The organism is Azospirillum thiophilum (assembly GCF_001305595.1).
Taxonomy (GTDB): domain Bacteria; phylum Pseudomonadota; class Alphaproteobacteria; order Azospirillales; family Azospirillaceae; genus Azospirillum; species Azospirillum thiophilum.
In genome coordinates this window covers 337,427-355,878 of the sequence record NZ_CP012404.1, presented here as the reverse complement: position 1 = coordinate 355,878, position 18,452 = coordinate 337,427, and the positions used below count along the sequence as shown (strand labels likewise).

Genomic DNA, 18,452 nt, shown 5'->3' with positions numbered 1-18,452 from the left:
CGGTGTTCGGTCTCGCCGTTCTCCTGACGGCGGGGATCGCCAACGCGGAGTGTTCGTCGAGCCACAGCGCGAGCGCATCGCCGCCTCCGGCCTCCGGCACCGTCGGATCGCTTGGAACTCCGGTCCCCGGCAGCACGCGCGGCGGGTGAGGCCTGAACGCTGACGACTGGAAACGCCCATGCCTTCGGAGCGGGCCGCCCTTCCCTGGGGCGGCCCGTTTCGTTATGCCGGCATGGAAAAAGTCCGGCCGGCGAGCCTTCCGGAAAAAAAAGCGCTCTCGGTGAAAAAAGTGCTTCACAGCCCGGCATGGCATCGCTATAAACCCGCCCACACCACGGGGCACGGCAAACAGCCCGCCCCGGTGACGGTCTGGGGGATCGTCTAGCGGTAGGACAGCGGACTCTGACTCCGCCAGCCTAGGTTCGAATCCTAGTCCCCCAACCAGCCTCTCCTAGAAATCCTTGCACATCAGGCACTTAGGACAAAGCCAAGAGGCTAGGTTCCGGACTCATAACCAGTAGGCGACGGTTGCCACGATGTGGACGGCGGCCATGAAGTTGGTGGCGGACCTGTCGTAACGGGTGGCGATGCGCCGAAAATCCTTGAGGCGCCCGAACATGCGCTCGATGACGTTACGGTTCCGGTAGAGGTAGGGAGAGAAGCAGTTTTTCCAGCGCTTGTTGGCGCGTGGCGGGATGTTGGGCGCGGCTCCCGCCTCTTCGATCTTCCGGCGAACAGCGGCACTGTCGTAGCCCTTGTCGCCGTGCAGGAGATCGGTGGCGGGCATCCGGTCGAGCAGAGGGTCGGCGGCGGTGCAGTCGGCAACCTGACCGCCGGTCAACAGGAAGGCGAGCGGCCGACCGCGTGGATCGCTCAGGGCGTGGATTTTGGTGGTTCGTCCGCCACGGGACCGTCCGATGGCCTGGGCGCGCTCCCCCCTTTCCCGCCACTCGCCGAACGATGGGCGCGCACCGCCGTGGAGTCGATCATCACCTGGGCCGGTGGGCCTCCCGCTGAGGCCAAGGCGTGGAAGACGTCTTCCCAGACGCCCTTGGCCGCCCAGCGGACGAAGCGGTTCTAGAGCGTCTTGCGCGGACCGTAGACCGGCGGAGCATCCGCCCAGCGCCCGCCAGATTTCAGCACATGAACGATCCCGCTGATCACACGGTGATCATCCACGCGCGGCTTGCCACGGGTATCGCGCGGAAGGTGCGGTTCAAGGCGCCCAAACTGCTCCACCATCAACCAAAACTGACCGTCGCTCATCACAATACCTCTTTCCAGGAACGTTGAATCACAACGGTTCCTTCTAGAAAAGGCCTTTTATGGGTCCGGACCCTAGGCACTCTAAACCTGCAAGCTCGATGGCATTGAGCCGTTCGCCTACCTGCGCGACGTCCTGGAGCGCATGGTGAACGGCTATCCCGCCAGCCGCCTAGCCGAACTTCTCCCCTGGAACTGGAAGCCCGCGGTCAACGCTTGATCCGGTGCGATCACGCCCCGCTTACCTTACCTTTGCTGGACCTCATCGAACAATCTTTCCATCCCCTGAGCGATCTGACCGGCAGTCACCTGCACGACCTTGTCGACCAAATCCTGCTGCCTGAGGTTGGAGATTTCATTGCCCCTGATCGATGCCTTCAGGTCCTTGCCGAGAGAGGTGATCGACGTTCCGACATTAATCAACGAAACCTTGACGGAAACCGATGCTCCGCCATCCGAAGGCAGGATTATTTCGGTTCCAGCGGCAAAATAAGCCGGGCTATCACCGCACTCACCTGCAATAACCTGGTAGTCTTTTTCCGCCCACATCCTAATGCACTGCCTATAATCAGCATTTACATTTATCACATTTTCGTTGCTATTTTTTCCACATACATTAGGAGGATCTGATCTCATACCCATAACCACATAGTATCTTCTTTCCTCTTCTTCAATTTCTTTTGCAGACAAATTTGAAACTCTGGGTAGCTTCTTCAGTTCATGCCGTATTTTCTTGACAAGCTCACTGGGAAATTCCGCATTCTCGAAAGGTCTACGATCACTTGAATAGCTGTAGGCGGCCACTCTCGGCGGCATAACGATCATGCAGATCGATTTATGAGACTCTGTATCCAAACCTGCCCATTCGAGGAACCTGTCCACCAGACCGCTACATCCTGAAAGTGCCGTGCACGAAATTACAACAGCCGAAAGTCGAAAAAAACTTTTGAATGCTCTCATGATAAATTTCCTCTCGGTCACCGGGTATGGCTCGGCAACTACAAGCAATTCCGGGCGGCTTTGCTATTGGCCAAGAAACGGACGGAAGGTCTCGTAGAGGGATACCAGTCCCTGCATGAAGGGCAGATCGACGTCGTTGATCGTCCGCTCCCGATCGCCTTTGACCTGAATAACGATCGGCTTCGCCCCCTGTTTGGCGCGCACCTCCAACCGGAAGGGAGAGTAGGCATCGCCCTCCCCCCGCGGCAATTCCTGCACCGAGAGGGAGAGAGGTACGACCCGTCCTTGGATGAATATCAGGGGAGTGAGTTCCGGTTCCGTGGCAAGCGGAATTTTGATCGTCTTGGCCAGAAGGGCGAGACCGCCGATATCGATGGCCGAGGCGTATGCATCAGATGTTGACAGACGCTTGAACGATGCTCCGCTGGGGGGGATGAGAAACTGCTTGCTGTAAGACAAAGGCTCCAGATCCTCGGACGTCTTACTCATTGTTTCGCTGACCGCCAGAGCAAGATCGGGATAGCGGTTCAAGCGACCGACTCCATGGTCTGCATCGGGACGCGACGATAGACCCATCAAGACAAAGTTGCGATGCTGCAACATATTTCCGCTGGAGGAATCGACGCGCGTATAGTCTCTGGCAACCGTATTAGAAACGACGAAGGACCACATCTTATTGTCGGCCGGACCGGTAAGACAGTATCTGCTGAGCGACTCATAGGGATTCGCATTCTTGGCTTTGCCGACCCAGACGCCCGACAGCGTCGTCGACACATAGAGCGATTTCGATTGATCGTCGCAGAAATCCTTTGACGTCAGCTTGTTCCGTGCAAGCAGCTCGGTGAGCTTCTTCTCATCAGACTGATCGGATCGCCGCACAATCCTAACCTGGAGAGTGATGAGATCACCGGCGGTTTTCCGGACTGTCTCGTACAACTTGGAAGTTTTTCGCAGCGTTTCATAGTCCAACGGTGGCGCCACCTCGGCAACGGCCGATCCGGCCAGCGATGCGATAAAAGCCGCCAATGCAACAGCCGGCAGACTCCGGCGCGCCAGATTCGTGAACGGTGACAGGTGGAGCGATTGGACGGCGTCACCGCGTCCGTTCGAGACTTGTCTCATGGATTTGGTACTCCTGCTGACAGTGATTCCAGGCAGCTTCCAGGTCATGGGTGACGAGAACGCCGGTAATCGCCCGTTCTCCAAGCACCCGGAAGAAATGTTCCATGACATCATTGGCGGTATGCGGGTCGAGACTGCCGAAGGGCTCGTCAGCGAATACGACCGTCGGCTGCGCAGCCAGCGCCCGGGCAATGCCGACGCGCTGCCGCTCGCCACCGGACAACTGGGCGACCGGCCGGCCATCCATCGGTCGGATGAAGTGCATACAGTCCCACAATTCCCGGACCGTCTCATCGATGACCGGCTGCGGCACCCCCCGGCTGAGCAATGGCAAGGAGATGTTGGATCTGGCATCCCAATGATTGACCAATTCCACCCGCTGGAAGACATAGGCAAAATCCGAGCGGATCAAGTGGTTCCTCTGCCCCTGCCGAAGGGTCGCGAGAGGAAGCGGGGAGGAATCCGGTGCGGCAATATAATCGAACCTGCCCGACGCCAGCGGCCGGGCCAGCAGGCCGAGCGTTTGCAGAAGCGTGCTCTTGCCCCCACCGGTGACGCCAACGATCGCAGTCATCTGGCCGCGTGGAACGGCGATGGACACATCCTTTAGAATGACGGTCTTCCCATAGCCGACGGACAGCCCTTCCGCTATCAGCACGGGGTCGGGATGGACTATCTTGGTCTTGGCAACAGCCGGCGCGTCGTCAAGCGTTGATATTGACATCTTGGAACTCCGTCGCGATGTCGCGGGCAAAGCGGCGCTTCATGACAATCAGTGAACCGATCAGCGAAGCCGCCCCAATGGCCAGCAGGATCTGCCAGAAGGTGCCGGCCGCGACCAAATAGGTCATCTTCTTGAAAAGGTAGCGGACCACCAGCTCGCAGAGCACAGTACCCACACCAAAACCGAGCAGCGCGATGACCAAGAAAATGCCGGTCATTACCAGACAAATCGTCAGAAAAATCGCACTGTCCGTGAAACCGCTGATGCGCGCCACGGAGAACAGCCGCCGCTCGCTCTGAACATAGAGATTGGCCGCCTGCACGGACACGGCGAGAACCATGATCATCGTGGCCGTACGCAGCAGCCACAACAGATCCTTCAGGTTCCGCTCCGCTTCCCAGATGGCGTCCTCGAGAATCGAAGAGGTCATGCTGACTCCGCTCAGAGTCCGGAAATGCTCGTCCACAGCCTTCATGATCCTGCGAAGCGTGGCGAGATCGGGAGCATGGAGCGCACGCACGATGACCATGTCCCGAACATTGGTGGCGTCGTCCAGCGCATGTTCGGGAACGAATATGACGTTGCGCGGCTGCGGCAGAACCATCGGGACGATCCCGGCGATGATGTGGTCGCCAGGATCGTCCGCGACCGTGTCGGCCAAATAGCGGCGCAGATCGTTGAAGACGAGGCCTCCCGGAAAAATCGTCACCGCCTGGCCGGGAGCTAGATCGGCATCTTCGGCGAATGTTCTGGAGACCAGCGCCATCGGCAAGGAGCGTCCGGTGCGGTCGCAGCCCGACACCGTTATCGCCCCATCAAGCAGATCGGCGGCGCCGGCCTTACCGGACAATCCGGCAAGGCTGCAATTCTTGTCCAGGTCGGAGCGCCGCAGGCTGGTGCGGAACTCCGCCAAGCCCGGCAGGACCGGAAAAAGGCGGGGGGTGAAGGCGACCGCCTGCGCGCCGGTGATTCCCGGAGGAGACGGCTTGTACCGGATCAGCGACAATTGCGCGGTCTTGACACAGGCGGACGCCACGGCGGACAGGCCGGCGTTTCGCATATGCTTGTCCAGAGCATCGGATGAGAATCCTTCGCAGTCTTCAGCGCTATAGAAGGCGTGCGGCACACGGTCGAGCAGGGGCGCCGCCATCCGCCTTTCATCGGCGCCGATGAAATTGATCACCACCGTAAAGAACGATACGATGATGAACAGCGCGGCAAGGCTGAGGACATTGCTCCGCGGCAACCGATTGCGGACAATCAGGCGGAGCAGCCGGCTGGTCTGAAATATCGCGCCCAGTACGCCACGCCGGTCATCGCGCAGCCGGACAGCCGCCTGCAAGGGCGGCGGACCCAGCCGGCTCATGGCCGCTCCTCCCCAACTTCAACCAGGCGGAAGCCGACCTGCTCGTTGCGTTCGTCCTCCGTCAGCGCGATGAAGCCGCGGCTGACGTCGCGTTCGTAATAGGGCGACAAGGCAACACGCCGCCGCCGTCCGGCCTGGTCGTCGAATTCGGCGTCGAAGAACTCGTAAACCGATGCGCCGAGCTTTTCCGAAAAGGCGCGGGCAAGCTGAACGTGACTCGGCAATGCGAAACGTCGACCCGAAGCCCCGCTCAACCACTCCGCATATCCTCTAGCGTCGGCAAAGCGCATGCCCAAAGCCGGCGCTTTGTCGGGAAGTTTGGAGCGAAACTGGCAAGGCTGGAGAATGGCCTGCCGGCAGTAGGTCCGGAATTCAGCCGTCGTGACCGGTCTGGTTGCGATTCGGAAGCTGGCCATGTCCCGTTTCTCGAGGTCGCTGCCCAGATCGGGAGTCGCGGAATATGTGAAGACGATCACATCCACCTCGCCGCTGGACATCGCCATCATCGGAATAGAATGAGGGAGAGCGGGAGGGCGGCGAATAATCTCTTCAGACCCTCTTTGAGGAGAATCTCCAGGCAGGTCGTCTTTTTTTTTCACAGGCTGAGGCACATCCTCGCCTTTGCATGGCATTACAAAGCCATGAAACAATTCATTGCATCCCGCCGCCTCGGCCGGTAGCGGAATACTCGTTCCTACCATAAGAAAACTTCCTAAAATAACACTCAGGTCGGTCAATGCGCGCATATGCGAAGCTCCATCGCCTGCGGAGACAATTGGACATTAACATGAGTTTTAGGCAAACATGCCATAACGAATGTGAAACCCCATTCCCACAAGCCAGCGATGTGCCTGGACGCCTGTCCTGTGGATCGAGGAGACGACTGATATGAGGTCACGGTCTTTCGTCCGTTTCGTGACGGCTGCCGCGATTGCCAGCCTTCTGTCGATGGTCGGTGGATGCCAGGAGGGCCATAGGCCGAACGAGGTCATCGACAAACTCCTGGCCCAGAACGACTCCGATCTGGCAGCCAGGCGGTTCGAGGAGGTGGAAACGACCTCCCTCAAGATCCTGGCCATCGATCTGCACGAGCCGCAGGCGCTTTTCCAGTTGGGCCTTTCCCGGCTGTGCACAGGCAACGACAACGGTGCGCTCGACGTATGGAGCAGCATCGACGAGCCGCCACCGGAAGCGACCGTTTCCGACTCGGCCCGGCTTGCGGTAAAGGAAGCTCGGCAGCTTGTAGCGGCGCTCGACGCCGGAAAATCCGTCAACCGGGCCGAACTGTGCCACATGCCGAAACCTGAGATCGCCGCCGCCAACCCGCTGCCAGTGGCGATGCCCGTGCTGCCGCCAGCGCCAGCGCCGAAAAATGCCAAGCCTCCTGAAGCCGAAGCCCCTGTTCCTCCCAAGACCGGAAGCGGAACCGGCGTGGATGCCCCCCTCTACCGCATCCGTATCGGAACCTTCAAAGACGAAGTCAACTTCAGAAAGGCCAGGAGCAAAAGTTATTTCAATCAAGAAGAAGAAATTCGCGATTTTATGGAGAAAAACTCCATAAAATCCAGGGACAATTATGTGCTTTCTTCCGCTCGGGTTAAGAATGGATACCCAAATTCCGGCAACTATGTCATAATAACTTCTGCGGAATTTCCTATAGATAAGTGTACATACTTTGTATCTGTTAATAATTACTGCATTCAAGAGGCGTGTAGCTGCATTTCCCAAAGCGAAATCGGATCGGAAGCACCGTACCGCAACTGAGCGGCGTAATCGGCGGAATGACCGGGCCATCGACCGAACCTCAGAAGTATGGGAGCGGATCGACTGGATCGCGGCCCTTGCGCACCTCCAGGTAAAGGCGAGGCGTCGAGATGCCACCGGTCATCCCGACCGTGCCAACGAGCCCGCCCGCCTTTACCGCCGCCCCGGTGACCACGGCAATCGCATCGAGATGGCAGTAAACGGTGAAGATGCCGCCGTCATGGCGGATCACCACGGTATTTCCCCGCTTTCCCACCAATCCGGCGAAAGCCACCGTTCCTGCTGCTGCGGCACCGATTCGCGTGCCGTGCGGGGCGGCGATGACAAGTCCGACCTCCTCGCGCTGCCGTGCCCCCGGCGCTTGCATCACTGCCACCGGCAGGGGCGGCGACAGACGACGCACCGGCGCGGCCAAAGCCGGCATGGCCGACACCACCGGCCGGGGCACTGCGGGATGAGCGACAGCCGGCGGGGACGCATGGACAGCGGCCGGAACCGGCCGGCGGGCTGGCGGCGCTGGGGCGGGGGCGGGAGCCGCCGCCAGCCGCGGATCCGCACTCCCGGAAATGGCGGAGCCGGATTTCGCAAGCCGGTCAGAGGGCTTGGAGGGGGAGGCGGGGCGATGCGCACGCGGTGCGGCCCGCGATGGCCGGATCGTGACGCCGGTGGCAATTCCCTTGGACGACGGAGCCACCGCCGGTTGGGGCGCCGGTTGGGCGATCGTCACTTGAACCGCGTCGGGCATCGTACCGGCGCATCCGCTCAGCAACAGAAGGCCACAGAACAACGGGCAGCAGACGCCTCGGCGGACGAGCCGGGAAATCTTACGCATGGGCATGATCCTTTCGGTCGGCGCACGGAGCCGCAGCCCGCGCGTTGCGATGCCTGTCATTTCGGGACAGATGCAGCTTGGCCCGATGTCCCGAACTACCGCTGGCCGGCCGACAGACTCGCGGCGCCCAGATAGCGGTCGAGCCATGCCGTGATGAGGAGCAGAAGCAGAACCGGCATGGCAAAGCCCAGGATATGGCTGTTGGCGAGCGCGATCAGCGACATGGGTTGCCCGACCGCGGGAAGCAGTGAGACCACGTTGGCCCATGGCAGAAAGAACTGGGCACCTTGGGCACCCAGTATCCCGGCCATCGTCGTCGCCGCGAAAAGCCCCAGTTGACGCTGCCCAGGTCGCCCGCCGCCCCACGAAGCGGCCCGAACGGCCAGAGCGAGAACCAGCGCCAGATAGACGAGCTGGACCATCGCGAGACCGGCCGCGGCGACGACTCCCAACCGGCCGATGACAGCGGCGGCGACGAAATCGGTGGAGACCAGCGGAACGGTCCAGACCGGCGCATCCGCCGCCGGCTGCAGGGCGGGCCAGATCGGTGCGTGCGCCACGACCCGCAACGATGCCAGAACCTGCCAGCCGCTGTTGGGATGGGCGAGCGGCTCCTCGAACAGTCGCAGGCGAACCAGCGCCGTCGCCCATGGCCCATCCATCGCAAGCCCGGCGCGGGCGGTCTGGAACCACAGGGCGAAGCCGATCAGGGAGGCGATGGCAAGCAGCGCGATCCCCGGAGACAGCAGTGCCCAGGCCGCCGCGGCTCCCATCCGCGGCCGCAGCCCCAGGGCGATGACGGCCGTCGCAAAGACCGTGGCGAGGATCGCCGCGCCGAAGATCGCGACCGGCGAGAGATCGCCGACCACAATCAGGCCGGCCACGACTGGCGTCAGCAGCAAAAGACAGGTAGCGACAAGCCGGCCGGTCAAGCGCCACCAGCGAGTGACCAGGGACGACCAGTAAATGTGATGAAGATAATCCATGGCCGCGACCGCCATGACGAGGATCAGAAAGATCTTTGCCACCTCGACCGGCTGGACGCCCCCCACGCCCACCTCGGATCCGACTGCGACCTCGGCGGCAATGCTCAACGGCACGGCCAGGGCGGTCGCGACGCGCAGAACACCGGCGTGACGCCCCAGCAGCAGACCGCGGGCCAACGCGAAAAGCGCGATCTCAGAAAACAGCCCTACGACCGTCGCGGCGATGGCGACGACGGTCAGACTGACGGCATGCTTCCAGACCCCTCCGACACCGCTTTCGTTCGGCAGGTCGACGGCAAGGGTGAGCTGGGTAAGAAGCCCATAGCCAACCATCGTCAACATGCACAACCAGACGGCTCCGGCCAATCCGGCAAGCCGCCCCGCCATCGCCAACGTCACCGTGCCGACCGCGAAGGCAAGTGCCGGCAGCAGCAGCGCAACGCCGAGATCGCTGCCATGGGGACCATGGATCGAGAGGCAGACCGTCAGGACGGTGACCAGGGCCGGCGTTGGGATCCCATAGAGCGCCGCCGCCCACACGCCGCCGCCGCCAGCCGAAGCCATCAACCGGCTTCGGCGGCGGCCGGCGGCAATGGCCGCCGCCAGGGCCGCCACGCTCACGCCCCCCAAGATCAGGAACGGAGCGTCGCGATCGAACACGTCGCCCAATCCCGGCCCCGACCCGACCCAGGCCAGCCGGCTGCCTTCGACCCGCACCCGGTCGGGGACGGCGGGAAGGTCCGGCCGGAGATCCCGGCCGCCGACACGCGCGCCGAACACCAGGGTGCCGTCATTGACCGACAGGTCGAAGCGGGTCCGCCGCCAAGCAAGCCCGTCGATCGGATCGCCGACCGACAGCCCGCCGGCGCCCAGTTCCTCCGGCGCTGCGCCCTCACGTCGCACCGCGACCTGACCGGCGAAACCGCGTCGGACCGCCAGCCAGAAGCGCCCGGCCTCGCGCAGGACGGTCAGCGTCTCCGGCTCCAGCCCGGGAAGCGGCGCCCATCGATCCGGAAGCCCAACGCCTCCGCCGACGGTGAAGAGAACCCCGTCCGGATCGAGCAGCCGGCGGCTCTCCCGGCGCACCGCCTCCACCATTGCTGCGAACAAACCGGAAGAGGCCTGGCGGCACACAAGGCACCCGTCCGCTTCCGGCACATCGAGCACCCCATCCCGCCAGCGGGCGTGCCGACCGTCGGCCGTCGCCAGGACAAGTTCGGCACCGTCGGCCACCTCCACCGTCAGTGTGCCGGCCGGCATGTCGATCCGGTCACCCTTCCGCAGTTCCCACGAGTCGAGCCGGAGCGGACGCCCCACCGCCGTCCGGCCTGAAAGCGGGACCGCAGGCTGTTGATTGGCAAGGCGCCAGCCAGCCGCCGCATCGGCAGTCACGCGCATCTGCAGGCCCGCGCTCCAGGGTTCCGGCGGATGGGCACCGAGATCGGTCTGGCGCAGGATCACCGGACCGGGGCCGGGCGCGACTGTCACGCGGTCGGTCACCCAGCCCCCCGGCGCGGCGTCGATGACCGCCCGGCCGGCCCAGACGAAGCCGGCGACGATGGCAAGCCCCACAAACATCGGCATCATGTTGGCGAAGACTGTGCGGATGCGGGAACCTGACGGAACCTCCGGTCGATGGCCGATCATTGCGCCCCTCCCTCGGCCACGAGCGTCATCAGTTCATCGATGCTTTCCGGTCCCTGATCCTCCGCCGCCAGATGCAGCATGAGGCGAGCGATCACCCGAGCGCACACCATACCGCCGGTTCTCAGCGGGCCGGTCAGATCGCTCACCACGCAGGCGACCGCGATCCGGCCGCGAAAGGCCGGCTTGCCGTCGGAAGCGAGCGCGTCGAATGCCTCGGGCATCACCCACCCTGCCGTCCAGGCCGAGTTGACGGTGTCGCCAGCGGGGTCATCCGGATCGCTGGAGGACGCCGTTGCCGTTCCGGTCTTCAGGCCCATTGCACAGCTTGCCTTACGAAGGCCGGGCGAGACGGACTCGCCGAACTGGCTCGCGGCGGTTCCAACTTGCGGGACCCCTGCGAGACCGAGGCGGACAAGCGTCAGGTCGCCGGCGAGGCGCCGACCCGGCGGCGGATCGACCGGCTGGCCGTCGAGCGCCCGAATCAGATGGGGAGTCGGCAGGATCCCCGTCGCGATCCCGGCCATCATGCGGGCCGCCTGGATCGGCAATGCCCGCACGCGGTGCCCGATCGCTGCCTGGGAAAGAGCCGCCGCGGCGCCGGAGGTCCGGCTGCGGCGGCGCTCCGGACGCATCAGGTCAGCAAGCTCGTCCTCCGCCGGCATCACCCACAGGCTGCCCGCCGGCTCCCCGGCCTTCGGCTCCAGGAGTTTGCGGGCTTCTCCCGCAAGATCGACCGTATCGAAGAAGCCGAGCCGCCCGGCCGCGGCGACCAGCCAGGACGAGCGCATTTCCGTCAGCAGATCGCGAAGCCGCATCTCGCGTTCCTGCGGATCGAGCTGCTCGGCGCCCTTCAGAATACGGTGGCCGGCCTGCTCGTCATAGGCTTTGGCGGAATCACCATCCAAAACCTGTGCAAGCCGAACCTGATACACGTTAAGGCTGTCGCGAAGCGCCTCGATGATGCCGATCCCATCCGACGGCTGGCCGTCGCCACCGCATTGCCGGGCGCGGCGCGGCTTGGTCAGCGATCGATCCAGCGGGATGTGCCGGTAATTCTCAATCCACTTTCCCGACCCCGGAAGCAGATAGCGGCTCGCCCTGGCGTCAAGGCCAAGGCAAGGCAACGAATACCGGCGGTCCGGTGCGCATCCCCGCAGCATGGCATCGACCTCCGGATGCTCCGGCGCCGCCAGCACCGCCGCATAGGCGTTGGACACCTTCAGAATCGAACCCAGCGTATGTCCAACCGTGATCGTCTGGCCCCGGCGCAACGGATCGTCGGCCGGCGCACCCGCCCGCGCCGCCTGCAAGTCCCATACATGCACGCCGGCCGGAAGAGTCGGGAACTGATGCTGCGCCAGAATGGCCCCGCTATCGAGATCGAGCACGCTCAGCGCCCCCCACCTCCGATCCCGGAACGGGTCGTCGGGATTGATGACCCGCAACGCCGATTGAATGTCGTCGAGCGCCGCGATGGTGGCGCGCTGAACATGCGGATCGACGGTCAATGTCACCGACCCCGATCCGGATGCCGTCCCGCCGCCCGGCGTGGCGGCGCCGGTTCCCGCCGTCAGCCCGACGAGCAGGCCGAACGGATCCTCGCGACCGTAACCGAGCAGGGGCAGCAGTTGGTGATCCTCCGCCGCGACGGTCGGCAATCCGGTGTCGGCATCGATGACGACCTGCCCGTCCGCCATGGTCACGGCACGATGCGGCTGCGCGTGCGGCGGCTTCGGGAAGATCGGACGATCCCGCCAGACCGGAAGCCGCGCGCCCGGGGCGGGAACCAGGGCGAGGTCGGAAGCAGCCGGCACGGCGGTCGGCAAAGGCTCGACGGCGAGCAGGATCTCGTGGGTTCCGGCAGACAGCGGAAGCCGGATCTCGCTGCCGATTTCGACCGGGGCCACGATGCCGCCCGCAGTCGAGGCGGCGGGAATCGCGCAATGGGCGGGACGGCAACGCCGCGTCACGACCGCACCCGCCGGCAGCCGGCTGCGCTCCGCATTGAGCCGTCCAACGAGATGAACGGTCACGATGCGTGCGGTTTCGATCTTCAGGCTGGACCGCAAGGTCAGCCCACCCGGCACGCCGAGCCAGCTCCGCCAGTCCCCGAACCCGCCGCGGATCGGGGCGGCGATGCGGCGAAGGCGCTCGGGAACGGCGATATTGGCTGGAGCCTGCTCATGCCGGAAGCGATCGACGGCGCTCCAGCGATTGGGGCGCTCGCCCGGACGGGCGACAGCGCGCGGAAGCTGGGCGGCGGCCTCGCCGTCGAGGGACCAGTCGTCGCGCACCGCAACCGTGCCCAGAAGCATCCGGTTGTACAGATGGGCCTGCGTCAGAACGACCCATCCCTCGCTCTTGAAATGGAGCGTGCGGACCAGCCGGCTGCGTAACCGGAACCCGGCATCGTCCACGGGGTCGGGAAAGCCGTTCCGCCGTGCTTCTTCCCGGCGCACAAGCGCCCAATCCGATGGCGGCAGCAAAAGCGTCCCGTCGGCCTGGGCCGTGATGAGGCCTTCGGCGGCCAGAGCATCGAAAAGTCGCGCGGAATCGGTGCGGCGGGTCTCGGTCACCGGCTCCGAGCCGGCAGTGATCAACGTCCGAATCGTCTCGATGCGTGCCGGCAGCCCGACCGCGATGCAGGCGACGCCGGCCGCAACCATCATGGTCCAGGACATGGTTCGGAAACGGCTCATTGCAATCTCCTTAGATAATGCAGCGGCGTCCTCGTCGGAGAGGACGGGCGGAACGGTTCAGTCGGCGCGACCGCCCGGACATCGCCGCGTGGGCACCGTCCCGGACACGCAGCCGGGATCCGCCCGTTCGGCCAGAAGCATGCGCGGCGCCGGAGCTTTCGCCTTCGCTTGGGCAGTTTTCACGCCGCTCCGGCTGAGCGGCACGACAACCGGCCCCAAAGCCTGGAGATAGGCTCGCGTCTCGCGCGGGAGCCGGCGGCGCCCGGCCCGGAAGGCGGCGTAGCAGCCGGGTCCGCAGTTGTAGGCGGCGAGGAAACCCGGCGCTCCGTAAAGGTCATGGAGTTCACGCAGATACGCCGTGCCCGCCAGGATGTTGTCCCGCGGAACCGATGGATCGCGACCGAGAAACGGATAGCGTCCACGCAGTTCGGCATAGGTTCCCGGCATGATCTGCATCAGCCCGACCGCGCCGGCCGAACTGACGACAGGCCGGCCGGCGATGAAGGCACGCCCGCCGCTTTCCTGCATCATGACGGCACGGATCCATGATTCGGGAACGGCGAAGCGTACCGACGCTTCGCGAATGTGATCGTCGAAGGACAGGGATTCGGCGGAAAGGAACGTCGGGGCCGCCGACCGATCCACGGCAGCGCAGCCGGCGAGCGTCAGGGCCGAACCGACAAGCACGGCACGGGCGAGGCCGTACATCCGACGGCGGAGAAGTTGGATGGCCATGGTCGATCAAGCCCCGTTCCGCCACAGGTCCACTTCGCGGCGACCGGCGGCAACCAACGCATCGAGGCGGGCGAGAAAGGTCGGTTCGGCAAAGCGCAGCAACGGCCGCACCTTCCCGACCGCGCAGAGGATCGCTTCGACCAGACAGCTGGTCGCGGAGCGCCTGATGATGTCCCGAACAACTGCGGACGACGTGTCGGCGAGGCAATGATCGAGCGTGTCGATCAAGGTTTGCAACACGGCCACGGCGCCGTCGGGACCGCCGCCCGCCGATTGCCGGGACAGCGCGTCGCGCAGAGCCAGAGTGGCGTCCCCTGCCGCCGAATTGCGCCCGGCATAGAGCCAGGCCTGATGGATCTGGCAAAGCGCCTCCCGGCAGTTGCGCGGTGCGGGCAGCGCCAGCATGGACAAGTCATGCCGTCGCGGCGGCTCCTGCCCGACCTCGTCCACCCGCACCATCGGATCGTCATTCATCGTCCGCCTCCAATTCCGTCGGCATGCGCGCCGGTTCGGCTTGCCTTTCGGGACAGCGGGCATCGGAGAAAAGGAATTCGCACCGGAGGGGAATTTCATCCCGAAAGACAAGTCGGGGTGCGGCAAAGGCAATCGCCGCTCGCTCCATCGCCCATCACGCCCCGCCGGATTGACGTCGATAGGAACCCGACATTCCGCCGGGCACTTGCAGGGCCGACCGCAGGGCCGACCGCAGGACCGCGCCGCACCCGATCGCTGCGATTGCCGGATGGAAGGTATGCCATGAACGACACGATGTTCGTACCGCGAGTCATCCGGATCGATGACCGCCCCTACCAAATTCGCGGCAGACTCGGCCTTGGCAGTTTCAGCCGTGTCTTCGAGGCCGTCGGTCGGACCGGACAAATCCTGGCTCTGAAGCTGCCGCTACCGGAAGTTCCCGACGCGGTGCGCTATCTGCATCGCGACCGCGACGCCCGCCTGCTGTTGCGGCGTCACCATGGCCCGCTCGCCCTTCACGGGATCGACGATCTCGTCGATCACGGAACCGTGCGGGAACCGGACGAATATCTTGGACTTCCGGCGCTCGTCCTGCCGAAACATGCGGCGACCGTAGCCGATATCTTCGCACAGGCAGATCCCTTCCCGGAAATCAGGCATTTCCTGCGGACGCCGGCCGGCTTCCTGCGTCTGTGCCGGGGGTCGCTCAGCGCGCTTGCCGCCATCGAGGCGGTGAACATGCGCCACTCCGACATAAAGCTCAGCAACATGGCCGTGATCCCGCACCGGGACGGCGGCCGGCTCTACGACATCGATTTCCGTCTCCTCGATTTCGGGGGCGCCAAATGGGCGGAAAACATGGATGCCTCGATGGGCGTCGGAACCCCCTCCTACATGCCGCCGGAAGCGCGCTGGCCGGGTTTCGGCAAGTGGGAAGGCGGGGAGAACCGGGAACAGCAACCGCTGACGGACGACATGTTCGGTCTCGGAAATGCGCTGTACGGCATCCTGATGGGATCCCTGCCGCACCGGCAGCGCAACGGATTGCCCCCGCCTCCGGAAAGCGGCGACGTGCTGGAACCGGACGAGGTCAGGCAATTGAAAGCGGTCTGCGCCGCCATCGGCAAGCGGCTGCGCCCCGTGGGCTCCGCGCCCGTCGGCGGCGATGACCTGCTGTGCGACCTGATCCGCCGCTGTCTGTCCGTCGACCGCCGACGGCGTCCGACGGCTGTCGACGGTCTGGCGCGCCTCCGCAACTACGCCGATGACCATCATGATGCTGAAACCATTCTGTGCGCCGGCTTTCGCGTCGAGGGGGCGAGAGGAACGGCGGGGGCGGTTGGGCCATGCGAACCGGCCGTCGATGGCGCGCGGCGGCCTGCCGTCGGTGTGGCGGCGGAGAAGCCACGCCGCCGCCTTTTTCCCCTCCTCGGCCTGCTGGCGGTGGGATGGGCCGGCTATGCCACCGCAAGGGACCAATGGAAGGTCCCCGTCGCCATTCCGGCCGAGGCTCTGCGCTACAGCACCGGCCTGCCCGGAGCCGTTCTGCGACCGCTTTGCCCGGCCGCCGACGGCGTGCCGGCACTGCCCGCCGGCGCGGTTCTGACGCTGCAGGCGGAGTTCGGCCCAGGCTTCCCGCTCGGGGATACGCTTCATCCGCTCGCGGTCGACATGGCCGAACCGGGCCTGACCCTGGCCCACCAGCCGACGCCGTCCGGCGGACGCTGCCCCGAAGACACGGCGGCGAAAACGGCCGCATCCGGCCGACAGCGCTGGTGCCCTTCCCTCAGGCTCGGACCGGCGGCCCGGCGCCACATCGTGGCGGTGGCTGTCGCCCGTAGCGAGCCGCTGCGCCAGCAGCGCCTCGTCGAGCGTCTCAACGCCACGGAGGGGAGGACGGATGCGGTCGACCGCATCCTGTCGGAGGAGGCGCACGGTTCGGCCCGCATCCTGCTCCGGACCCTTGCCCCCTCCGCCGCCTGCCCGCTGTGAGTCCGCTGTGAGGCGGCAGGGGCGCCGCCGGCATTTCGTCCCGAAGACCAGTCCAACGACGATGCCGGCGGACCGTTCCGCCACCCGCCCGGCAAACCAAGGAGATCGCCGATGCCCATCAGCCTCGTGGCCCGCACCGACGCCCAACAGCCGAAGCGCTGGCCGATTCCACCGGAAATCGATACCCTGCATCTGTTCAATGTCGACGATCCGGTCCGTCAGATCGATCAGATCCTGTGTCGCAGCTATTTTCGCCGCAACGACAGGATCGTCGACCAGGCGAACCGCCCGCATTACCGGGTGGACCGGCTGATCCAGGACGCCTGCCACCGCCGCTCACGCCTTGATGAGGCAACCGGGCGGATGGCCGGCGGAACAATCGACGCCGTCTATCTGACCGTTCACCGCCAGTATCTGCGCCGCCCGCAGAACATCCTGGTGCTGCAGGCCCGCATTCAGCATTTCCTGCGCGAAACCGCCGCTGTCCTGCTTGGCGCCAAGGGGCGAAGCAAGGGGGGGCTCCCCGTCACGGTCTATGTCCGTGCACATGACCAGCGGCCGGACATGGTCACGGTGAATGTCTGCAACCAGACCGTCGGCCCGGTCCGGCCGGACGAGACGGCTGGCCACTTCACGCTGGCACTGGTGAAGGCGGACGGACGGCGCCTTCCGATCGGCCCGCTCGCCTGCACCGTCGCCCAGCGCACCGATGCCAACCCGAGCGGCTACGAGTTCCGCTCCCTGATGCCGGGGATCCGCCGCGGCGACCGCCATCTGATCGTGACGGCCAATCCGGTGCAGGGACCGGTTGTCGCGCCCGATGCCTTCACAAACGGGGAAGGTTTCTTCGGGGTCGACCTGTGGTGGCGGTCGGCCTATGCCGACGGCACCCACATCCTGGACATGCCGACCATGGAGGACCTCAGCCCCAACACCGTCGAATGGCGCTTCCCGACGGCCCGTCGCTCCCAGGTTCCGGGCGAGGAACCCGACGAGATCGCGCTGACCGTGACCTTCGCCCCGGAAACGGCGTTGGCCGCAACCGGCCGGGATGCGATCCTTCCATGGAACGGCTCCGTCCCGGCGGCGGCATCGGCCACGCCGGAGCCGCCGTACTTCGACCCGGCCCCCACCGTCATGACTCTGCCGGTCGACGAAGGCGGTCCAGCCGAAACCATCATGTTCCCGCTGCCCGTCCCGGCCGTCGCGCCGCCGCTCCCGGTGCCGATGCTGGTCATCGACGCGGTCCTGGCGCCCACGCTCAGCCAATTCCGCTCGGCCCTGGCGCAATGGACCGTCCGCCTCGACACGCGGGGCGACATCGTTCCCGAAGGCGGCGTCGCCACGTTCGGCGTCAATGCCGGCAAGACCGGTCTCTGGCTGCTCCGTGATTCCGCCAATCGCTGGCTCCAGGTCGGCGTCGGCGACAACGTCGCCGATCCCTCCGACGGCGACAGCCGCATCCTGGCCCCGGTCTGGCCGGAACTGACGCCTCATTTCCTGGCCCGGCTGCCAGTGGGCGGCTTCCCCGCCCGCCCGCTGCCGGTCTCCGGCACGTTCGATCTGGGGCGCTTCTCCACCGCGCCGGTGCGCGACGGACGGCCGTCCATCCTGTCCTTCGGGCTGCTGGAAGCCAGCAAGCTGACCTTGCCGAATGAAGCGAACGCCAATCTCGAACAGCTCCACTCCCGCCGCCACGCCCGCCTTCAGGTGATTGGGCGGTCGCTCCAGGTGGCATTGGCGCAGGGCCAGTCGCCGGTCTGGCGAATTCGCGACGACGCCGTTGCCGGTTTGCTGACCCCCGGAGCGGCCGAGGCTCCGCTCCTGCTGGAGGAGGGGGACCGGCTGGTGCTCGGCTGCTACCTCCTCCGCTTCCTATTCGCCTGAC

The 18,452-nt window shown here is 64.9% G+C and carries 14 protein-coding genes, 1 tRNA gene and 2 pseudogenes; 6 read left to right on the top strand and 11 right to left on the bottom strand.

Features of this window, described 5'->3' with window-relative positions:
• Window positions 1-178 precede the first annotated feature (178 nt).
• Together AL072_RS35000 and AL072_RS24430 are read left to right on the top strand one after the other, a co-directional pair.
• On the top strand, window positions 179-385 hold the full coding sequence (locus AL072_RS35000) for a hypothetical protein (protein ID WP_158511097.1): 207 nt from the start codon (window positions 179-181) through the stop codon (window positions 383-385).
• A tRNA-Gln gene (locus AL072_RS24430) sits at window positions 371-444 on the top strand. The genes AL072_RS35000 and AL072_RS24430 overlap by 15 nt, the downstream gene beginning before the upstream one ends.
• Before the next feature lie 64 nt (window positions 445-508).
• On the opposite strand, the pseudogene AL072_RS33745 reads toward AL072_RS24430, so the two are convergent.
• Window positions 509-1,266: pseudogene (locus AL072_RS33745) on the bottom strand (IS5 family transposase).
• Between the two features lie 85 nt (window positions 1,267-1,351).
• On the opposite strand from AL072_RS33745, the pseudogene AL072_RS33740 reads away from it, so the two are divergent.
• Window positions 1,352-1,483: pseudogene (locus tag AL072_RS33740) on the top strand (transposase domain-containing protein); the annotation flags it as partial.
• Window positions 1,484-1,509: 26 nt separating this feature from the next.
• Here AL072_RS33740 and AL072_RS34515 read toward each other — a convergent pair.
• The 5 genes from AL072_RS34515 to AL072_RS24400 all read right to left on the bottom strand — a co-directional run bounded on the left by AL072_RS34515 (window position 1,510) and on the right by AL072_RS24400 (window position 6,181).
• On the bottom strand, window positions 1,510-2,223 hold the full coding sequence (locus AL072_RS34515; protein WP_144428369.1) for a hypothetical protein: 714 nt from the start codon (window positions 2,221-2,223) through the stop codon (window positions 1,510-1,512).
• Window positions 2,224-2,286: 63 nt separating this feature from the next.
• The gene (locus AL072_RS24415) at window positions 2,287-3,345 is read right to left on the bottom strand and encodes a hypothetical protein (RefSeq protein WP_144428368.1); all 1,059 of its coding nucleotides are present in this window, start codon (window positions 3,343-3,345) and stop codon (window positions 2,287-2,289) included.
• A complete protein-coding gene (locus AL072_RS24410) occupies window positions 3,317-4,069 on the bottom strand; it encodes an ABC transporter ATP-binding protein (RefSeq protein WP_052710160.1) in 753 nt (250 codons plus the stop codon). Before AL072_RS24410 ends, AL072_RS24415 begins: the two co-directional genes overlap by 29 nt.
• Window positions 4,050-5,435: an ABC transporter permease family protein gene (locus AL072_RS24405; RefSeq protein WP_045583546.1), complete on the bottom strand. Its 1,386-nt coding sequence runs from the start codon at window positions 5,433-5,435 to the stop codon at window positions 4,050-4,052. The genes AL072_RS24410 and AL072_RS24405 overlap by 20 nt, the downstream gene beginning before the upstream one ends.
• On the bottom strand, window positions 5,432-6,181 hold the full coding sequence (locus AL072_RS24400) for an SUMF1/EgtB/PvdO family nonheme iron enzyme (protein WP_082109093.1): 750 nt from the start codon (window positions 6,179-6,181) through the stop codon (window positions 5,432-5,434). The genes AL072_RS24405 and AL072_RS24400 overlap by 4 nt, the downstream gene beginning before the upstream one ends.
• Window positions 6,182-6,350: 169 nt before the next feature.
• On the opposite strand from AL072_RS24400, the gene AL072_RS34510 reads away from it, so the two are divergent.
• Window positions 6,351-7,199 (top strand): hypothetical protein, encoded by an 849-nt coding sequence (locus AL072_RS34510; RefSeq protein WP_152646961.1) that lies wholly within the window; start codon window positions 6,351-6,353, stop codon window positions 7,197-7,199.
• 40 nt (window positions 7,200-7,239) lie between these two features.
• Here AL072_RS34510 and AL072_RS34505 read toward each other — a convergent pair whose 3' ends face one another.
• The 5 genes from AL072_RS34505 to AL072_RS34995 form a co-directional block, all read right to left on the bottom strand.
• Complete coding sequence (locus AL072_RS34505) at window positions 7,240-7,623, bottom strand: murein hydrolase activator EnvC family protein (RefSeq protein ID WP_144428366.1); 384 nt, start codon at window positions 7,621-7,623, stop codon at window positions 7,240-7,242.
• 503 nt (window positions 7,624-8,126) lie between these two features.
• A complete protein-coding gene (locus AL072_RS34500; protein WP_045583550.1) occupies window positions 8,127-10,664 on the bottom strand; it encodes a hypothetical protein in 2,538 nt (845 codons plus the stop codon).
• Window positions 10,661-13,363: a penicillin-binding protein 2 gene (locus tag AL072_RS24380; RefSeq protein ID WP_045583551.1), complete on the bottom strand. Its 2,703-nt coding sequence runs from the start codon at window positions 13,361-13,363 to the stop codon at window positions 10,661-10,663. Before AL072_RS24380 ends, AL072_RS34500 begins: the two co-directional genes overlap by 4 nt.
• A 57-nt stretch (window positions 13,364-13,420) precedes the next feature.
• Window positions 13,421-14,071, bottom strand: coding sequence for a lytic transglycosylase domain-containing protein (locus tag AL072_RS24375; RefSeq protein ID WP_060721742.1), 651 nt, complete (start codon window positions 14,069-14,071; stop codon window positions 13,421-13,423).
• Between the two features lie 33 nt (window positions 14,072-14,104).
• Window positions 14,105-14,503, bottom strand: coding sequence for a hypothetical protein (locus AL072_RS34995; RefSeq protein WP_158511096.1), 399 nt, complete (start codon window positions 14,501-14,503; stop codon window positions 14,105-14,107).
• 9 nt (window positions 14,504-14,512) lie between these two features.
• Between AL072_RS34995 and AL072_RS24365 the strand changes: the two genes are divergently transcribed.
• Together AL072_RS24365 and AL072_RS24360 are read left to right on the top strand one after the other, a co-directional pair.
• On the top strand, window positions 14,513-16,564 hold the full coding sequence (locus AL072_RS24365) for a protein kinase domain-containing protein (RefSeq protein ID WP_158511095.1): 2,052 nt from the start codon (window positions 14,513-14,515) through the stop codon (window positions 16,562-16,564).
• Between the two features lie 111 nt (window positions 16,565-16,675).
• The gene (locus AL072_RS24360; RefSeq protein ID WP_045583554.1) at window positions 16,676-18,451 is read left to right on the top strand and encodes a hypothetical protein; all 1,776 of its coding nucleotides are present in this window, start codon (window positions 16,676-16,678) and stop codon (window positions 18,449-18,451) included.
• The last annotated feature ends 1 nt before the right edge of the window (window position 18,452 follow it).

Bases quoted from the DNA above. Each gene is read 5' to 3' on its own strand.
- AL072_RS24415 (WP_144428368.1), bottom strand. From the start codon at position 3,345: ATGAGACAAGTCTCGAACGGACGCGGTGACGCCGTCCAATCGCTCCAC.
- AL072_RS24365 (WP_158511095.1), top strand. From the start codon at position 14,513: ATGCCGTCGCGGCGGCTCCTGCCCGACCTCGTCCACCCGCACCATCGG.
- AL072_RS24380 (WP_045583551.1), bottom strand. From the start codon at position 13,363: ATGAGCCGTTTCCGAACCATGTCCTGGACCATGATGGTTGCGGCCGGC.
- AL072_RS24360 (WP_045583554.1), top strand. From the start codon at position 16,676: ATGCCCATCAGCCTCGTGGCCCGCACCGACGCCCAACAGCCGAAGCGC.
- AL072_RS24410 (WP_052710160.1), bottom strand. From the start codon at position 4,069: ATGTCAATATCAACGCTTGACGACGCGCCGGCTGTTGCCAAGACCAAG.
- AL072_RS24400 (WP_082109093.1), bottom strand. From the start codon at position 6,181: ATGCGCGCATTGACCGACCTGAGTGTTATTTTAGGAAGTTTTCTTATG.
- AL072_RS34995 (WP_158511096.1), bottom strand. From the start codon at position 14,503: ATGCTGGCGCTGCCCGCACCGCGCAACTGCCGGGAGGCGCTTTGCCAG.
- AL072_RS24405 (WP_045583546.1), bottom strand. From the start codon at position 5,435: ATGAGCCGGCTGGGTCCGCCGCCCTTGCAGGCGGCTGTCCGGCTGCGC.
- AL072_RS24375 (WP_060721742.1), bottom strand. From the start codon at position 14,071: ATGTACGGCCTCGCCCGTGCCGTGCTTGTCGGTTCGGCCCTGACGCTC.
- AL072_RS34515 (WP_144428369.1), bottom strand. From the start codon at position 2,223: ATGAGAGCATTCAAAAGTTTTTTTCGACTTTCGGCTGTTGTAATTTCG.
- AL072_RS35000 (WP_158511097.1), top strand. From the start codon at position 179: ATGCCTTCGGAGCGGGCCGCCCTTCCCTGGGGCGGCCCGTTTCGTTAT.
- AL072_RS34505 (WP_144428366.1), bottom strand. From the start codon at position 7,623: ATGCCGGCTTTGGCCGCGCCGGTGCGTCGTCTGTCGCCGCCCCTGCCG.
- AL072_RS34500 (WP_045583550.1), bottom strand. From the start codon at position 10,664: ATGATCGGCCATCGACCGGAGGTTCCGTCAGGTTCCCGCATCCGCACA.